The sequence below is a fragment of the Chitinophaga sp. 22620 genome (assembly GCF_052044405.1).
In the GTDB taxonomy this organism is placed as follows: Bacteria; Bacteroidota; Bacteroidia; order Chitinophagales; family Chitinophagaceae; genus Chitinophaga.
Genome location: NZ_JBQEMV010000001.1, coordinates 641,773 through 657,526 on the forward strand (window position 1 = coordinate 641,773; position 15,754 = coordinate 657,526).

16 protein-coding genes are annotated in these 15,754 nt (G+C 53.2%); 10 read left to right on the forward strand and 6 right to left on the reverse strand.

Annotated elements, in window-relative coordinates:
• Positions 1–229: 229 nt before the first annotated feature.
• Positions 230–1,123 (forward strand): hydroxypyruvate isomerase family protein, encoded by an 894-nt coding sequence (locus tag ACTJIK_RS02765; RefSeq protein ID WP_440644758.1) that lies wholly within the window; start codon positions 230–232, stop codon positions 1,121–1,123.
• Positions 1,124–1,129: 6 nt separating this feature from the next.
• Here the strand turns inward: ACTJIK_RS02765 and ACTJIK_RS02770 are convergent, their stop codons facing one another.
• From ACTJIK_RS02770 to mqnC, 3 genes are all read right to left on the reverse strand, one after another.
• Positions 1,130–1,672 carry a GNAT family N-acetyltransferase gene (locus tag ACTJIK_RS02770; protein ID WP_440644760.1) on the reverse strand — a complete coding sequence of 181 codons (543 nt, stop codon included), beginning with the start codon at positions 1,670–1,672 and terminating at the stop codon, positions 1,130–1,132.
• Positions 1,673–1,775: 103 nt separating this feature from the next.
• Positions 1,776–2,426, reverse strand: a complete 651-nt coding sequence (locus tag ACTJIK_RS02775) for a hypothetical protein (protein ID WP_440644761.1) — start codon at positions 2,424–2,426, stop codon at positions 1,776–1,778.
• A 344-nt stretch (positions 2,427–2,770) separates the two neighbouring features.
• Complete coding sequence (gene mqnC, locus ACTJIK_RS02780; RefSeq protein WP_440644762.1) at positions 2,771–3,895, reverse strand: cyclic dehypoxanthinyl futalosine synthase; 1,125 nt, start codon at positions 3,893–3,895, stop codon at positions 2,771–2,773.
• A gap of 119 nt (positions 3,896–4,014) precedes the next feature.
• Here mqnC and ACTJIK_RS02785 point away from each other — a divergent pair, with 119 nt between their 5' ends.
• From ACTJIK_RS02785 to ACTJIK_RS02800, 4 genes are all read left to right on the forward strand, one after another.
• Complete coding sequence (locus tag ACTJIK_RS02785) at positions 4,015–5,223, forward strand: aspartyl protease family protein (RefSeq protein WP_440644763.1); 1,209 nt, start codon at positions 4,015–4,017, stop codon at positions 5,221–5,223.
• 114 nt (positions 5,224–5,337) lie between these two features.
• The gene (locus ACTJIK_RS02790; protein WP_440644764.1) at positions 5,338–6,534 is read left to right on the forward strand and encodes a M16 family metallopeptidase; all 1,197 of its coding nucleotides are present in this window, start codon (positions 5,338–5,340) and stop codon (positions 6,532–6,534) included.
• A 4-nt stretch (positions 6,535–6,538) separates the two neighbouring features.
• Positions 6,539–7,822: a M16 family metallopeptidase gene (locus ACTJIK_RS02795; protein ID WP_440644765.1), complete on the forward strand. Its 1,284-nt coding sequence runs from the start codon at positions 6,539–6,541 to the stop codon at positions 7,820–7,822.
• Between the two features lie 61 nt (positions 7,823–7,883).
• The gene (locus ACTJIK_RS02800) at positions 7,884–8,234 is read left to right on the forward strand and encodes a phage holin family protein (protein ID WP_440644767.1); all 351 of its coding nucleotides are present in this window, start codon (positions 7,884–7,886) and stop codon (positions 8,232–8,234) included.
• Positions 8,235–8,236: 2 nt separating this feature from the next.
• On the opposite strand, the gene ACTJIK_RS02805 is transcribed toward ACTJIK_RS02800, so the two are convergent.
• Both ACTJIK_RS02805 and ACTJIK_RS02810 read right to left on the reverse strand, forming a co-directional pair.
• Complete coding sequence (locus tag ACTJIK_RS02805) at positions 8,237–9,844, reverse strand: N-acyl-D-amino-acid deacylase family protein (RefSeq protein WP_440644768.1); 1,608 nt, start codon at positions 9,842–9,844, stop codon at positions 8,237–8,239.
• 151 nt (positions 9,845–9,995) lie between these two features.
• A complete protein-coding gene (locus ACTJIK_RS02810) occupies positions 9,996–10,427 on the reverse strand; it encodes a YybH family protein (RefSeq protein WP_440644769.1) in 432 nt (143 codons plus the stop codon).
• A gap of 90 nt (positions 10,428–10,517) precedes the next feature.
• Here ACTJIK_RS02810 and ACTJIK_RS02815 point away from each other — a divergent pair, with 90 nt between their 5' ends.
• From ACTJIK_RS02815 to ACTJIK_RS02835, 5 genes are read left to right on the forward strand one after another with little or no spacing between them, the layout of a single operon-like run.
• Entirely contained in the window at positions 10,518–11,711 is a 1,194-nt protein-coding gene (locus ACTJIK_RS02815) for a DegT/DnrJ/EryC1/StrS family aminotransferase (protein WP_440644770.1), read from the forward strand.
• 15 nt (positions 11,712–11,726) lie between these two features.
• Positions 11,727–12,458, forward strand: a complete 732-nt coding sequence (gene kdsB / locus ACTJIK_RS02820; RefSeq protein ID WP_440644771.1) for a 3-deoxy-manno-octulosonate cytidylyltransferase — start codon at positions 11,727–11,729, stop codon at positions 12,456–12,458.
• A gap of 27 nt (positions 12,459–12,485) precedes the next feature.
• The gene (locus ACTJIK_RS02825) at positions 12,486–13,562 is read left to right on the forward strand and encodes an iron-containing alcohol dehydrogenase family protein (RefSeq protein WP_440644773.1); all 1,077 of its coding nucleotides are present in this window, start codon (positions 12,486–12,488) and stop codon (positions 13,560–13,562) included.
• 48 nt (positions 13,563–13,610) lie between these two features.
• Complete coding sequence (locus ACTJIK_RS02830; RefSeq protein ID WP_440644774.1) at positions 13,611–14,117, forward strand: hypothetical protein; 507 nt, start codon at positions 13,611–13,613, stop codon at positions 14,115–14,117.
• Between the two features lie 44 nt (positions 14,118–14,161).
• On the forward strand, positions 14,162–14,536 hold the full coding sequence (locus ACTJIK_RS02835) for a group III truncated hemoglobin (RefSeq protein WP_440644775.1): 375 nt from the start codon (positions 14,162–14,164) through the stop codon (positions 14,534–14,536).
• Positions 14,537–14,541: 5 nt separating this feature from the next.
• Here the strand turns inward: ACTJIK_RS02835 and ACTJIK_RS02840 are convergent, their stop codons facing one another.
• On the reverse strand, positions 14,542–15,753 hold the full coding sequence (locus tag ACTJIK_RS02840; protein WP_440644776.1) for an MFS transporter: 1,212 nt from the start codon (positions 15,751–15,753) through the stop codon (positions 14,542–14,544).
• Position 15,754 lies beyond the last annotated feature (1 nt).

Below are 15,754 nucleotides of genomic sequence, written 5' to 3' on the forward strand. Positions count from 1 at the left end.
ACTGGCTTTTGTATATATAATCAAATAACCTACCAAAATGTTACGGGCTTCCGGCAAACATTCCGGGAAGGCGGCGCTCGTATTGGTTGAAGCGCTTACTGGCAAAGGGTTTCAGTACGAACAGCATTGGTCAGGTATTTACCCGGAAAATCAAAAAAACGTAGTTTTCCGATCGCTTGCAATTCGCCGGGATTTGAAGTAAATTCACCACCGGTAAATCCGTCGCGTTATGGCAACCCATTCTTCCCGCAGAGATGCGATCAAAAAAGTAGCAACTATGGCATTGGCAGGCACAGCCCTTTCCTCACTAACATCCCGTGTTTCCGCGCACGAAAAGGCGCTGGACGATAAACTCAAAGGCCGGATCAGGCATTCCGTATGCGCCTGGTGTTATGGGAGCATTCCCCTGGAAGACCTGTGCAAGGCCGCGCAGAATATCGGCATCCAGAGCATAGACCTGGTGAGCCCGAAAGACTTCGATGTGATCAAAAAATATGATCTCACGAGCGCCATGGTGGCCTCCAACAGCAAAGAATGGGGCATTACCCGCGGCTGGAACCGCAAGGAACACCACGCCCAGCTGATCGAATATTTTAAGCCTATGATAGACGCCACAGCTGCCGCCGGCTTCACCAACCTGATCTGCTTCTCCGGCAACCGCGAAGGGCTGGACGATCAGCAGGGTATAGAGAACTGCGCGGAAGGCCTCAAAAAGATCATCGGCTACGCCGAAAAGAAAAAAGTGACGCTGGTAATGGAGCTGCTCAACAGCAAGGTAGACCATGCCGATTACCAGTGCGACCATACCGCATGGGGCGTGGAGCTTTGTAAGGCGGTAGGCTCCGATAGTTTCAAATTACTCTACGACATCTATCATATGCAGATCATGGAAGGCGATGTGATCCGCACCATCCGCGAAAACCAGCAATACATCGCCCACTACCACACGGGCGGCGTGCCGGGCAGGAACGAGATAGACGAAACCCAGGAACTGTTTTACCCCGCCATCATGCAGGCCGTGCTGGATACAGGCTTTAAGGGTTTCGTGGCCCAGGAGTTTGTGCCGAAAAGAGAAGATAAACTGGCTTCCCTGAAACAGGGCGTGCAGATCTGCGACGTGTAACGGGGGCTAATACTTCCAGTCCTTGCGGAGCATGCCCATCACCACCATGTCCACATACTGGCCGTGCAGCTTTGCGCTCTGGCGGAGGATGCCTTCCCTGGTAAATCCCAGCTTGATGGGTATCTGCCCGCTTTTTTCGTTCTGCAGCACGAACCGGATCTCCACCTTATTCAGCCGTATAGCAGCAAAGGCATACCCTATAAGGGTTTTGCAGGATTCAGTAACAATGCCTTTTCCCTGCTTTTCCGTAGCGATCCAGTAACCTATTTCCGCTTTGGAAAGGAGATGGTCCCAGTCATGAAGGTCTATTACACCGCAAAGCTCGCCGTGGTGCCAGATGCCAAAGGCAATGGCGTCCTGTTCATCCGCTTTCCTTTTCATCAGTTCAATAAATCGCAGGGAATGTTCTTCGGTGGTGTTGTAATCCACCCAGGGCAGGAATTTACGCAGGGTTTTCCGGCATTGATTGATCAGCAGGAAAAGCTGCGGAGCGTTTTCAGGCTGCAGCTGGCGGAGGATAGTGGTATCGTTTACAGGCAATTCTAGCATAAAGCAGGCCGGTAAACATATAAAATCTTCCTAAAAACACCAACAGGCAACCCGCCGGAGCAGGTTACCTGTTTTGGATGTTGATTATGACGGTACTGTACTACTAACGTTTGGAGATCAGCTGCTGCTTCGTCATGTCCTTGATCACCTGCTGGCTGTAAACCACGGCCATGCGGGCGGCGGACGAAGGATCGAAGGTTTCCGTTTGCACGGAATATACCAGCTGTTTGTCCCTCAGGTTATAAAGATTGCTTTCCAGGAAGTATTTCGTGTTGGTCGTGTAATACCCCGGCTCGTAAATCCGGCTGTACATTGAGTTGTAATAAGGCCAAAAGCGGCCGTAGTACATCGGGTACGGGCGCATATACCAATTCCGGCCCGGCACGTAATTCTTCTCTTTGGACTTATCCAGCATTACGATGGTCAGTACCTGGTCTGCATCGGTTTTGCGGATCCTGTTCATGGCTTTCTGTTCGTTGAGGCCTTTGAGCGCATGAGGCCCCAGCTCGTCGTAAGCCGAAACCGCGTTATACCCCCTCTGTTTCAACGAGGCCACGAATTCTTTTTCCATATTGTTCCTCAGGCTGCCCTCGCGGTCGCTCACCAGCGCCATAACGAGGATCTTCTGATTAGTGTTGATGGAAGCATCAGGTTCCTTCCAGGAAGAAGTAACCTTGGTACTTGAACAGGATGCAAGGAATAACACCAACCCTGAAAGCATCCCAACGGCTAAAAATCTCATCTTGTTCTTCATAGCTCTAGTGTTTATATTCTTTAGACGGCAAACGGGGTGCAAAAGATACATGGTGCAACACTATTTAACAGAACTTTTAGGCAACTGTTAAAGGATTGAGAATGAAGACATGATGGTGCTCAGATCAAGGCAATACCAAAGTTAGGCCGGGAGATGATCGGGGGAAACTGATGGAATAATACCGGAAATATGGAGATGAGGCGGAGATAATGTGGACTTGATGCGGATAAGAAGTTAAATATCAATTAATTAGTCAAAACTTGAACGGATTTCCGGTTAATTTAGTACGTAAAAAAAGACCGCTCTTTTGAAGCGGCCTTTTCACTATTGTTAAGGGGGAAAAATCAGTAATTAATGACCTGCTCCTCGATCTGCTGCGGGATCTCGCGGAACTGGTACAGCTGGTTACGCAGCTGCGGCTCAAATCCGGCTTCGCGGATCGCTTCCTGGATGCTTTTGTAAGTGAAGCGGTGCGGTGCCCCGGCGGCGCTTACCACGTTCTCCTCGATCATGATGGAACCGAAATCGTTGGCGCCGGCATGCAGGCAGAGCTGCGCTACAGACTTGCCTACCGTGAGCCAGGATGCCTGTATGTTCTTTACATTCGGCAGCATGATGCGGCTCATGGCGATCATACGGATGTACTCCTCCGAGGTGGTCATGTTGTGAACGCCGCGGATGCGCGCCAGCAGGGTATCTACGTCCTGGAAGGTCCAGGGGATGAAGGCGGTGAAGCCATAATGCCCTTCGGGCTTTTCGCTCTGTACCTGGCGGATGGCCACCAGGTGCTCAAATCTTTCGAGCACGGTTTCCACATGGCCGAACATCATGGTGGCAGACGAGGCGATGTTGAGCTTATGGGCGGCCCTCATCACATCCAGCCACTCCTGCGCGCCGCATTTGCCTTTCGAAATGAGGCGGCGTACACGGTCGTTGAGGATCTCCGCGCCGGCGCCGGGCAGGCTGTCCATACCCGCTTCCTGCAAAGCGCGCAGCACTTCGATATGCGTGCTTTTTTCGAGCTTGGTGATGTGCGCCACTTCCGGGGGGCCGAGGGTGTGAAGGCGAAGCTCAGGGTAGAGCGATTTCAGTTCGGAAAAAAGGTCTGTATAGAATTTGAGCCCCAGCTCAGGATGGTGGCCGCCTTGCAGCAGCAGCTGGTCCCCGCCGTATTTGAGGGTCTCGTCTATTTTCACCTTGTATTCTTCGATCCCGGTGATATAAGCATCTTTATGGCCGGGAATGCGGTAAAAATTGCAGAATTTACAGTTGGCCGTACATACGTTGGTCGTGTTCACATTCCGGTCAATCTGCCAGGTAACCTTGCCATGCGGCACCTGTTGTTTCCTTAGCTCGTTGGCGATCTCCATCAGTTCCGCCAGCGGGGCATTCTGGAACATAAACACCCCTTCCTCCGCTGTCAGAAAACCGAACTCCTGCGCCTTTTTGTATAAGTCCTGTAATTGCATCTTGAAAACAAAGGTAGGGTATCCAGAGAATTTATTTGCCGCTTGTACCAATTAGATGAAGGCGGTTTGACCAGAAATGTTAAATTTAGGTAAACACCGATGCATAGCATCTTTCGATTATGGGAGCTAAAGCAATTTTTCACGTTATCGTCCTGTGCCTGCTGTTTACCATCCCTGCCCTGGCGCAGGATACCGAGAACACCTCCGAGCCGGAAGCCCGGCTGATCACCCGTTTCCCATTCAAACAATACTATGGCGGCGTAGTGGTGATCTCAGCCCGGCTCAACAACTTCCCGGATACCCTCCAGTTCCTGCTGGATACCGGCAGCGCCGGCATTTCCCTCGATACCACCACCTGCATCAACCTCGGCCTTAAGCTCACCCCGTCCGACAAAGTAGTGAGGGGCCTGGTAGCCAGCAAAAATATTTCCTTCGCCTCCGATAACACCCTGCACCTGCCCGGCTTGCAGGTAGACAGCCTGGATTTCCATGTCAACAACTACGAGCTGATCAGCCAGGTATACGGTATCCAGATAGACGGCATCATGGGTTACAGCCTGCTGAGCCGTTATATTTTCCAGGTGGATTACGACAAGGAAGAGATCCTTATCTGGTCGCACGGCCGCTTCAAATACCCGCGCGGCGGGCATATGCTGAAGCCTAACCTCACCTTCATACCCGTGGTCACTTCAGCGCTGCGCAGCGGCAAACATAACGTGAACCACCGCTATTATTTCGATACCGGCGCCGGCATGTGCCTGCTGCTGAGCACGCAGTTCGTGAAAGACAGTTCCCTGCTGGTGAAGCGCAAGGCCAAGGTGATACCCACCGAAGCGCAGGGCCTGGGCGGGAAAATGCAGATGTACATCACTACCATGAACGAGTTCAGGGTGGGCTCGTATAATTTCAGGAACGTGCCAACTTACCTGTTCGACGACGTTACCAATATTACTTCCTACCCCTCCCTGGCCGGCATGATCGGCAACGACCTCCTGCGGCGGTTCAACCTCACGCTCAATTACGCGAAAAAGGAGATCCACCTTATGCCGAACACGCACTTCCGCGACCAGTTCGATTATTCCTACACCGGCCTCATTATTTACCTGATAGACAACCGGATAGAGGTCACCGATGTGATCAAGAACTCCCCCGCGGAGAAGGCCGGCTTCAGGCCCGGCGACTTTGTGCTGGCTATCAACAACAATTTCACCAGCAACCTCCAGGTTTACCGGGACATCCTGAAGAACATCGGCACCCGGCCCACCCTGCTTATTATGCGCGACGGGGAGCTGATGCTGAAAAAACTACCGATCAGGAGCATATTGTAGCTAACTGCATTTGTCGTAAATTTGTATGTTTTGGCAGATTAACGGCCGAATGGCTTTTATTATCAATAGCATATGGTTCATTTTAACAGATTCACTTTAGATAACGGGTTACGGGTGATCGTACACGAAGATTCCACTACGCCGATGGCGGTGGTAAATGTGATGTACGACGTGGGCGCAAGAGACGAAGATCCGGCGCAGACGGGCTTTGCGCATCTTTTTGAACACCTGATGTTCGGCGGTTCCATCAACATCCCGGAATACGACGAACCTTTGCAGATGGCCGGGGGAGAGAACAATGCCTACACCACCAACGACCTTACCAATTATTACATAGAGCTGCCCGCCGAGAACCTGGAAACGGCCTTCTGGCTGGAAAGCGACCGTATGCTGAGCCTGGCCTTTTCAGAAAAAAGCCTGGAAGTGCAGCGGAAAGTGGTTACCGAAGAATTCAAGGAACATTACATCAACAAACCTTACGGCGACGTATGGCATAAGATGCGCGAGCTGGCCTACAGCCGCCATCCCTATCGCTGGATGACCATCGGGCGGGAGCTGGCGCATATTGAACAGGCGAAGCTGGATGATGTGAAATCATTTTTCTTCCGGCACTACCGCCCCATCAATGCGATCCTCGTAGTAGCCGGTAAAGTGACCACCGCACAGGTGAAAGCGCTGGCCGAGAAATGGTTCGGCGACATTCCCAGCGGTGAAAAATACGTCCGCAATCTGCCCGTGGAGCCTCCGCAGCAGGAAGCGCACATGCTCGAAATAAAAAGCAAAGTGCCGCTGGATGCGCTGTACAAAACCTATCACATCTACCCGCGCAACGACCAGCGCTATTATACGGCGGATCTGCTGAGCGACATCCTCAGCGGCGGCGGTTCTTCGCGCCTGCACCAGGTGCTGGTGAAAGAAAAGAAACTCTTCAGCAACATCGACTGCTACCACTTCGGCAGCCTCGACGCGGGGCTGCTGGCGATAGACGGCAAGCTGGTGAAAGGCGTAAAAATGAAAGACGCCGAAAAGGCCATCCAGGAAGAGCTGGTAAAAGTACAGCAGCAGACCATCCCGGAAAGGGAGCTGCAAAAGGTGAAGAACCGCGTGGAAAGCATGCTGGCGTTTGAAGACATGGGCCTGCTGAGCCGGGCCAACAATCTTGCCTTCTACGAACTGCTTGGCGACGCTTCGTTGATGAACAGCGAATTCGACAACTACGAAAAGGTGACCGCCAAAGAGATCCAGGACGAAGCGCAGATTATTTTTTCAGAGAAGAACTCCAATACCATTCATTATTACGCAGGAAATTAAAGATATGATCAACAGAAGCCAGGCCCCCGCTATAAAAGACGCAGTGGATTTTGAAGTATTGCTGAAACCGTACGAGCTGTTCAAGCTGGACAATGGAATTCCCGTGTACGTGGTGCGCTCGGAAGAGCAGGAAACGGTGCAGCTGGAACTGGTATTCCCGGCAGGCAGCTGGTACGAAACCGAGAACCTGGTTGCCTCCGCGACCAACTTTTTGATGAAGAACGGCACCAGCAAACATTCTGCCTTGCAGATCAATGAAATGGCCGAGTATTTCGGCGCTTATCTCAACCGTAACTGTTACCACGAGAATGCGACGTATACCCTTCACTGTTTGACCAAACACACGCCAGAGCTGCTGCCCATTCTCCAGGAAGTGATCCTCGACCCGGCGTTTCCCGAAGAAGAGCTGGCCATTTATTCCCAGAACATGAAGCAGAAGCTGGCTGTGAACCTGCAAAAATGCGAGTTCGTGGCCAACCGCCATATCGATAAATATCTCTTCGGGGAATTTCACCCTTATGGCCGCGTGAGCAGCATGGAAGCGTACGACGCGTTGCAGACCGAAAGCCTGAAAGCCTTCTACCAGCGGCATTACAACTACGCCAACTGTAAGATATTCATTGCCGGAAACCTTCCCGCCAATATCATTCCCCTGCTGAACCAGTACTTCGGCAGCACACAATGGAACGGGGAGACGACGACCTTACGCCCCGAAATTCCCATATTGCCCGCCGAAGAAAAGAAATACCGCATTTTTAACGATGAGAACGGCGTACAGGGCGCAGTGCGTGTGGCAAGACCTTTTCCAAACCGCTACCATCCCGACTTTCCGAAGATGCTGGTGCTGAACACCATTTTTGGCGGCTACTTCGGTTCACGGTTGATGAGCAATATCAGGGAAGAAAAAGGATACACCTACGGCATTCATTCGCAGCTTTACAACTTCCGCCAGGTAAGCGGCATCAACATTTCCACCGAAGCGGGCCGTGATGTGTGCGAGGCGACGTTAACAGAGGTCTACAAAGAAATGGATCGCCTGCTGAAAGAGGAAATACCGGAAGAAGAGCTGAGCCTGGTGAGGAATTTTATGATCGGCTCCATCCTGGGCGACCTGGACGGTGCTTTCCAGGTGATACAGCGGTGGAAGAACCTTATCCTGAACGATCTCGACGAAAATTATTTCTACAATAACATCCGTACCATCAAAACCATTACTGCCGCAGAACTACAGCAGCTTGCCCGGCAATATTACAACAGGGAAGACTTCTACGAGCTCATCGTGATATAACGGCCGGGCTGAACATTCAGCATGCTTTTTGTGTAATCTCTATAGCCAAATTCCTTCTATCATGGGGATACTTATTCGTATACTCGTTACCGCCCTCGCAGCTTTGCTAACAGCTTATATTCTCCCGGGGGTGAAGCTTCAGGATTTTACAACAGCGCTGATACTGGCCATCGTACTGGGTTTGCTGAACCTCCTCGTAAAGCCCGTGCTGGTGATCCTCACCCTGCCCGTGACTATCTTCACGCTAGGCCTCTTCCTGCTGGTGATCAATGCATTGATCGTAATGTGGGCCAGCAGCCTCGTGAAAGGTTTTAAAGTGGACAACTTCTGGTGGGCGCTGATCTTCAGCGTGGTGCTGTCCATCATCAGCGGCATTATGCTAAGCCTCGGCCCGCAGGAGCGAGGCGAATAAGATCAATGATTCAGTTTAAGCACAGCTCCGCCGCGCGCGCCGCTATGTTTCCCGTTATCCAGGGTTACAATGCCGTTTACCAGCACGTATTGGAACCCGGTAGAATATTGGTGGGGCGCGGTGAATGTTGAAAGATCCTTTACGGTTTCAGGGTCGAACACCACGATGTCTGCCGCATAACCCGGCAGCAGCAGGCCTCTTTGCTGCAGGCGGAATTTCTGTGCAGGCAGCGACGTCATTCTTCTTACCGCTTCTTCCAGCCTGATCACTTTTTCTTCACGGACATATTTGCCCAGCACCCGTGCATTGGTGCCGTAGCCTCTCGGATGCGGCACGCCCACGCCGAATTCACGGATGCTCGCGTCGGACGCGAACATGTTGTATGGGTATTGCATGATGTATTTCACATCCTCTTCGCTCATGCCATGGAACACCATGCCGGCATTTCCCGCTTCAGAAATATCCAGGATGGTCTGCACTTCGTTGGCCAGGTTGGATTTGCGGCCGCGGAGTTTATTGATCTCCGTTATGCTTTTCCCGTTGTAAGTGGTGTCCTGCCTGTAATACGCCACCACGGCATAGTCCAGGTGTTTGAGCTTACGGCGTTTGTACGTGGCCGTCATTTCGGAAGCGATGCGCTTGCGCAGCAGCGGGTCTTTCAGGCGATACACGATGGAATCCTGCCCGCCGGACAATGCCCAGTCCGGCAACATCGTGCGCAGGCTGGTGCTGCTGGCGGTATATGGATATTGGTCTATCGTTACTTCCAGGCCCTCTTTCCTGGCTTTTTCCACCATGGCCAGCGTTACGTTGGAACGGCCCCAGTTCTGCTTTCCGCCGATCTTGAAGTGTGATATTTCCACGGGGATCTTTGCTTCCCTGCCGATGGTGAGCGCTTCGCTGATGGCGGCTTCAACGGCATCGCCTTCGTTGCGCATGTGCGTGGCATATACGCCGCCGTGGCGCGCCGCTACTTTCGCAAGGCCTACCACTTCAGGTGTTTTCGCATAAAGGCCGGGAAGATAGATGAGCCCGGTGGAAAGGCCTACAGCGCCGGCCTGCATGGCTTTTTCTACGAGCGCTTCCATCTGCTGCTGCTCTGCCGCGCTGGGCGCACGGTCTGTACTGCCCATCACCGCGCGCCGCACATCGTTGTGGCCGATGAGGGAGGCTGCGTTGATGGAGAGTTTCATGCTATCCAGCTGGTAGAAATATTTACCGAGATCTACGTTGGAAGAGCCGCAGTTGCCCGTTACCACGGTGGTTACGCCGTCGTGGATAAAACTTTCCGCGGTAGGCACTTTGAACTCGTCGCCTTCGATATGGGTGTGCACGTCAATGAAACCGGGGGCTGCCACTTTGCCGCCCGCGTCTATGGTGCGGGTGGCGGTGATGTTCAGCGGCATGCGGCTTGTTTGAAGGATGCGTCCGTCTTTCACGGCGATTTCCCCGTAGTACCAGCTGTTGCCTGTACCATCGATGATGCGGGCGTTTTTGATGAGAATATCCGCGCTGGTTTGCGCCTTCAGGGAGAAAGCGGCCAGCAGGAGCGCCGGGAATAAAGTGAAAGGTTTGTGCATGGCAGGTTCAGATGTATACACAAAATACATATCGCCGGGCAGTTTTAATAACCGGCCGGTTATTTCCTGCGCAGAAGAAAGTAAAGGCCGATGCCAGCCAGCATTATGAGGGCCAGTATGAATATGATCAAAATGATCTCTGTAACTCCCAAAGTCTGGAACATAGTCATGTTTGTTTTGTTTAACTGGAATGGTCCGCCACGATCTTCCATTCACCGCTGATCTTGCGCAGGAGAATGGAGAAATGACCGGAAAGGTTGCTGATGGTGCGGGTCAGGCTCCATTGCCCCACAACAAAATACGTATCGCCGGGCAGTTTTTTAAATTCCAGCAGGTTAAAAGCCAGCGTGCCCATGCCTTCTTTGCCGGGATAGGACTTGCGGTAGTTGTCCAGCGTAGCCTGCCAGCCATACGTCAGTCCTTTTTTACCGATAAAAAGCAGGGAGTCCGACTTCCAGTAGGTATCCATAAAACCCTCCAGGTTTCCGGCGTTCCAGGCTTTTAGCTGGGCATCCATCAGCGCTTTAATGCGGGTAACTTCCGGATCCTGCGCCCGGAGCGGATTAACAGCGGAAATGGAGATAAGGGCAATGATAATGACGAGCGAACGCATGGTAAATTTTTAGCAAAAGATAAACAGTTTTTATCATTTACGCATTCCGGGATTGTTCTACCTTTGCACAACTACAAAAATTAAATCAATATGCCCGGATTTGAACTATTTGGCGCTGAAGAGAAAAAGGAAGTAAATGACGTACTGGAAACAGGCATTTACATGCGTTACGGCTTCGATGGCCCCCGCAAAGGCATCTGGAAAGCCAAAGAACTGGAGCAGGCGCTCTGCGAAAGATTCAACGTTAAGTATGCACAGCTGACCTCCAGCGGCACCACCGCCCTCACCACCGCTATGGCGTCCCTGGGCCTGGGCGCGGGCGACGAGGTGATCATGCCCACCTTCACGTTCGTTGCCAGCTTCGAAGCCGTGCTGAGCGTTGGCGCCACGCCCGTGCTGGTGGATGTGGACGATACCCTCACCCTTGCCCCTGAAGCGGTAAAAGCCGCCATCACGCCCAAAACAAAAGCCATCATGCCCGTGCATATGTGCGGTTCCATGGCAGACCTGGATGCGCTGATGGCCATCTGTAAAGAACATAACCTGCTGCTGCTGGAAGACGCCTGTCAATCCACCGGCGCTACCTATAAAGGCCGCGCGCTCGGCTCCATCGGCCACGCGGGCACCTTCTCCTTCGACTTCGTGAAGACCATCACCTGCGCCGAAGGCGGGGCCATCATCACGAACGACGAAGACGTTTACACCAAATGCGACGCGTATTCTGACCATGGGCACGACCACCTGGGCGGCGCCGACCGTGGCGCGGACGGGCACCCTCACCTGGGCTACAACTTCCGCATCTCCGAGCTGCACGCCGCTGTAGGCCTGGCGCAGATCCGAAAGCTGGATAAATTCCTGGCCATCCTCCGTAACAATAAAGAAGTACTGAAAGCCGCGCTGGCAGAAGTGCCCGGCATAACCTTCCGCCGCATCCCCGATCCGGAGGGCGACAGCTGCACGCACCTCACCTTCTTCCTGCCCGACCTGGAAACCGCACGCGCAGCCACCAAGGCCATCAAAGCCGCCGGCCTGCCCGCATTCCACTGGTTCGACAACAACTGGCATTACTTCCGCAAATGGGACCATCTCAAAGCAGTATCGTCCCTCACGCGCTTTGCCGCGCCGCTGGCCGAAGCGCTTGCCCAGTATAAAACCAAAGAATTCCCGGCTTCCGACGCGATCATCGGCCGCTGCATTTCCTTCCCCATCAGCCTCGCCTGGACGGAAGAAGAACTGCGCGAACGTGCCGCCAAACTGGCCGCCGCGGTGAAAAGTGTTTTATAATTCCAAGCATTGCACATGAAGAAAATAGCATTGATCCCGGCAAGATATGCCGCCACGCGGTTCCCGGGCAAAATGATGGCCGTGCTGGCAGGGAAAACCGTCATCTGGCGCACTTACGAATCCACCCGCGCCACCGGCGTGTTCGACGAAGTGATGGTCGTAACCGACAGCGACGTGATCTATGAAGAGATCACCCGCAACGGCGGAAAGGCCGTGATGAGCAAACGCGAGCACGAAAGCGGGTCCGACCGTATTGCCGAAGCCGTGGAAAATATGGACGTGGACATAGTGGTGAACGTGCAGGGCGACACACCCTTCACGCAGAAAGAACCGCTGGAAAAACTGCTGAAGGTTTTCGAAGGCGAAGAAGGCAAAAAAGTGCAGGTGGCTTCGCTGATGCAGGTGCTGAAAGAATGGAAGGACATAGAAGACCCGAACTTCGTGAAAGTGACTGTGGACAAGGATTTCAACGCTCTTTTCTTTTCCCGCTCCGTGATACCTTACCCGCGCGATAAAGACGTGAACAGCGTGTATTACGAGCACATCGGCATTTACGCTTTCCGCCGCGATGCCCTGCTGCAATTCACGCGTACGCCCATGAGCCCGCTGGAAGCCGCTGAAAAGATCGAATGCCTGCGTTACCTGGAAAACGGCATTCCTATGAAAATGGTCGTGACCGATTACATGGGCGTGGAAATTGATACACCGGAAGACCTGGAACGCGCTTCCAGGCTGCTGGAGAAATAATTACAGAACAGCAAACTTTGTGAATACATGAAATTCAGAAACTTTAAACTGGTAGGTTACGTCATTTTCGGCCGCGGCGCGTTCAACCAGGTGGACGAAATCATTGCCCCCCACCGCAAAGGCGATGCGCCGATGATATTTTTCGTGGACCACTTCTTTGAAGGCAACCAGCCTTTTGTTTCCCGCATTCCCTTGCGCGGGAAAGACAAGATCGTGTTCATAGACGTGACCCACGAGCCTAAAACCGTGTACGTGGACCGCTTGAGAGATGAGCTGAAAGCTGAGTTCGGCGAAGTAAGCGGCATCATCGGCATCGGCGGCGGCTCCACGATGGACATGGCCAAGGCGGTTTCGCTCATGATGACCAACCCCGGCTCCTCCGCGGATTACCAGGGCTGGGACCTTATTAAAAATCCCGCAGTTTATAAAGTTGGCATTCCCACCCTTTCCGGCACCGGCGCCGAAGTGAGCAGAACCACCGTGCTCACCGGCCCCACCAAAAAGCTGGGGATGAACTCCGACTATACGCCTTTCGACCAGATCGTGCTGGATCCAGAGCTGATCAAAAACGCTCCCGTGAACCAGCGCTTCTACACCGCCATGGACTGCTACATCCATTGCATCGAATCGCTGGAAGGCACATACCTCAATGCTTTCAGCCGTTCTTACGGCGAAAAGGCGCTGGAGCTTTGCCAGGAGATTTACCTGAAGAAAGACCACTGGGACGATGACGCTGATGAAAAACTGATGATGGCCTCTTATGCGGGCGGCATGAGCATCGCGTATTCGCAGGTGGGCGTGGCGCACGCCGTGAGCTACGGCCTCAGCTACCTGCTGGGCACCAAACACGGCATCGGCAACTGCATAGTGTTCGACAAGCTGGAGGAATTTTATCCCGCCGGCGTGAAAGAATTCAAGCAGATGGTGGAGAAGCACCAGGTGGAAATACCGCAGCACATTACCAAAGGGCTTACCGATAATGATTTCGAGAAGATGATCGACGTGAGCATGGGCCTGGCCCCGCTTTGGGAAAACGCGCTGGGCAAGGACTGGCAGCAGAAAATGACCCGCGACCGTTTGCGGAAGTTATACGAACAACTTTAAATTTTTCATAAGGCTGCGCCGCGAAGGCGCAGCCTTCATTTTTTCTATATGGAAAATATCAGCGAACTCACCCAACAATATACAGCCGTATTGCAGAAAGTACAGGAGCGCCGCGAATGCTGGCGGGCACGGTCCAAGCCGTTCCTGATCCAGTTCCTTAACGGTGTTACTGAGCAATACAAGCTGAACTGGAAAGCGGGCGCCAACGATCTGATGCTGGGCCTGGAAGCCGTATACCTCGTTTTTGACCATGAGCCCAGCGGCATCGTGGAGCAATCGCCTTTCAGCGTGGTGCAGAAAATGAAGATCGGCGGTTTCCTTTCCTTTTCGCAGACGCGCAACGGGCAGATCATCGTATGGATCAGCTACCCGTTCATAGACGGGATGACGGAGGAAAAGCCGAAGACCGACATGCTGGAAACCATTGAGCCGGAAGAAATTACAGAGGAGAACGTAACCCGTTACATCGAGAAATTCCTGGGAGAAATAATCGAATGGGAGAACAATTCCCGCGATGAGATCGGCTTTGAGCGCCACCGTAAGCCAGGGAACTGATCTTTATCATCGGCGGGAAACATAGGAAATCCGAACTTTGCAGCATGCGCGACATAGAGCAAATAGAAGATATACAGCTGCTGGTGGATACGTTTTACGGGAAGATCCAGCAGGATGCTTTATTGGGGCCGGTTTTCGCGGAGAAGATCGCTCCTGAGGCATGGGAAAAGCATCTTCAGACTATGTACCGCTTCTGGGGCGCCCAGCTGCTGGGCATTATGGAATACCAGGGCGCGCCCTACGCCAAACACCGCAGCCTGCCAATAGATAAACCCCACTTCGACCAGTGGATCGCCCTTTTCCATGCTACGGTAGATGAATTGTTCCGCGGCCCGCGCGCCTCTACCGCCAAGGTAAAAGCCGCTTCCATCGGGCAGGTGTTTTTAGGAAAACTTCGTTTTGAGAGAGGACAATTCTAAGGTTCTCAATGCCTGCTGGCATAAGCGCGGATCGCTTTCCGCATATATCTCACATATTTGTTCCGGTAAATGAACATCAGGTAAATGGTGGCAAGGATGGTAACGATGGCCATGATATAGAACACCCGTGCAAAGTGCGCCGGGTCGTTGTTATACCACTGTGCGGAAAAGAAAGCCCCCAGCCCGATGCCCGCTTCCAGCGCGATGTACATGCTGCCCAGGGCGCGCCCGCGGTGTTCGGGCAGGCCGAGGTCGATCGTCCAGGCGGTAACGGCGGGGCTGTTGATGCCCAATGCCACGCCATACACGAGTGCGCCGGCCAGCAAGGCCGCGGGCGACCCCGCCCATGCGATCATCAGCATAGAAACGGCCATGAGGGTGGCGGATATTTTCAGCAGGGGCACGCGGCCGTATTTGTCGGACGCCTTGCCCGCCAGCAGCCGTATACCGATGGAGCTGGCCGTGAAGAAGGTAAAGAAAAGCCCTTTATTCTGAAGGCCGAGATGCGCGCTGAAATCCGGGATAATGGTGAGCAATGCGCCGTAGCTGAAATAAGTGAGGAAAGTGATCAACGCCGGGGCGAGCACCAGCGGCTCAAATATTTCCTGCCTGGAAACCTTCAGTAGCGCGGGCCTGAAGCTTTGGCGGTTGTGCAATGTTTCTTTCATCCCGATAAGGATCACCACGGAAAGCAGGGCAAATACCGCTGAAACCTGGAACATCACCGTAATACCCCAGGCATTGGCGATGGAGCCGCCGATGGAAGGCCCCAGCGAAAGCCCGATAGTGCTGAAAAGCCCTACCATGCCCATGGCTTCCGCCCGGCGGTTGAACGGCACCATGTCCGCCACATAAGCCGAGGTGCCCGTGGGTTTGAAGCCGGTGGAGAACCCGTGGAAGAAGCGCAGGAGGAGAAAAGCGCCCACGGAGCTGATCAAAGGGTACAGGAGGCTGCAGACCACGCAAACAACAGAACCAAACACCATTACCGGCACGCGGCCGATCGTATCCGTAAGCTTACCGGAAAAAGGGCGGCTGAGGCCGGCCATTAAGGTGAATAACCCGATGATATATCCTTTGTATTCCGCACCTCCCAGGCTGGTAAGGTAAGCGGGTAGTTCTGGGATCATCATGTTGAAGCTGGCGGAAAATAACAGGTTGCTGAAGCACAGCAACCAGAACTGCATAGTGTACATCTTCCCCGTCAACTGATCCATG

Bases quoted from the DNA above. Each gene is read 5' to 3' on its own strand.
- ACTJIK_RS02795 (WP_440644765.1), top strand. From the start codon at position 6,539: ATGATCAACAGAAGCCAGGCCCCCGCTATAAAAGACGCAGTGGATTTT.
- ACTJIK_RS02805 (WP_440644768.1), bottom strand. From the start codon at position 9,844: ATGTATTTTGTGTATACATCTGAACCTGCCATGCACAAACCTTTCACT.
- ACTJIK_RS02785 (WP_440644763.1), top strand. From the start codon at position 4,015: ATGGGAGCTAAAGCAATTTTTCACGTTATCGTCCTGTGCCTGCTGTTT.
- ACTJIK_RS02835 (WP_440644775.1), top strand. From the start codon at position 14,162: ATGCGCGACATAGAGCAAATAGAAGATATACAGCTGCTGGTGGATACG.
- ACTJIK_RS02815 (WP_440644770.1), top strand. From the start codon at position 10,518: ATGCCCGGATTTGAACTATTTGGCGCTGAAGAGAAAAAGGAAGTAAAT.
- ACTJIK_RS02770 (WP_440644760.1), bottom strand. From the start codon at position 1,672: ATGCTAGAATTGCCTGTAAACGATACCACTATCCTCCGCCAGCTGCAG.
- ACTJIK_RS02775 (WP_440644761.1), bottom strand. From the start codon at position 2,426: ATGAAGAACAAGATGAGATTTTTAGCCGTTGGGATGCTTTCAGGGTTG.
- ACTJIK_RS02765 (WP_440644758.1), top strand. From the start codon at position 230: ATGGCAACCCATTCTTCCCGCAGAGATGCGATCAAAAAAGTAGCAACT.
- mqnC (WP_440644762.1), bottom strand. From the start codon at position 3,895: ATGCAATTACAGGACTTATACAAAAAGGCGCAGGAGTTCGGTTTTCTG.
- kdsB (WP_440644771.1), top strand. From the start codon at position 11,727: ATGAAGAAAATAGCATTGATCCCGGCAAGATATGCCGCCACGCGGTTC.
- ACTJIK_RS02800 (WP_440644767.1), top strand. From the start codon at position 7,884: ATGGGGATACTTATTCGTATACTCGTTACCGCCCTCGCAGCTTTGCTA.
- ACTJIK_RS02830 (WP_440644774.1), top strand. From the start codon at position 13,611: ATGGAAAATATCAGCGAACTCACCCAACAATATACAGCCGTATTGCAG.
- ACTJIK_RS02840 (WP_440644776.1), bottom strand. From the start codon at position 15,753: ATGGATCAGTTGACGGGGAAGATGTACACTATGCAGTTCTGGTTGCTG.
- ACTJIK_RS02810 (WP_440644769.1), bottom strand. From the start codon at position 10,427: ATGCGTTCGCTCGTCATTATCATTGCCCTTATCTCCATTTCCGCTGTT.
- ACTJIK_RS02825 (WP_440644773.1), top strand. From the start codon at position 12,486: ATGAAATTCAGAAACTTTAAACTGGTAGGTTACGTCATTTTCGGCCGC.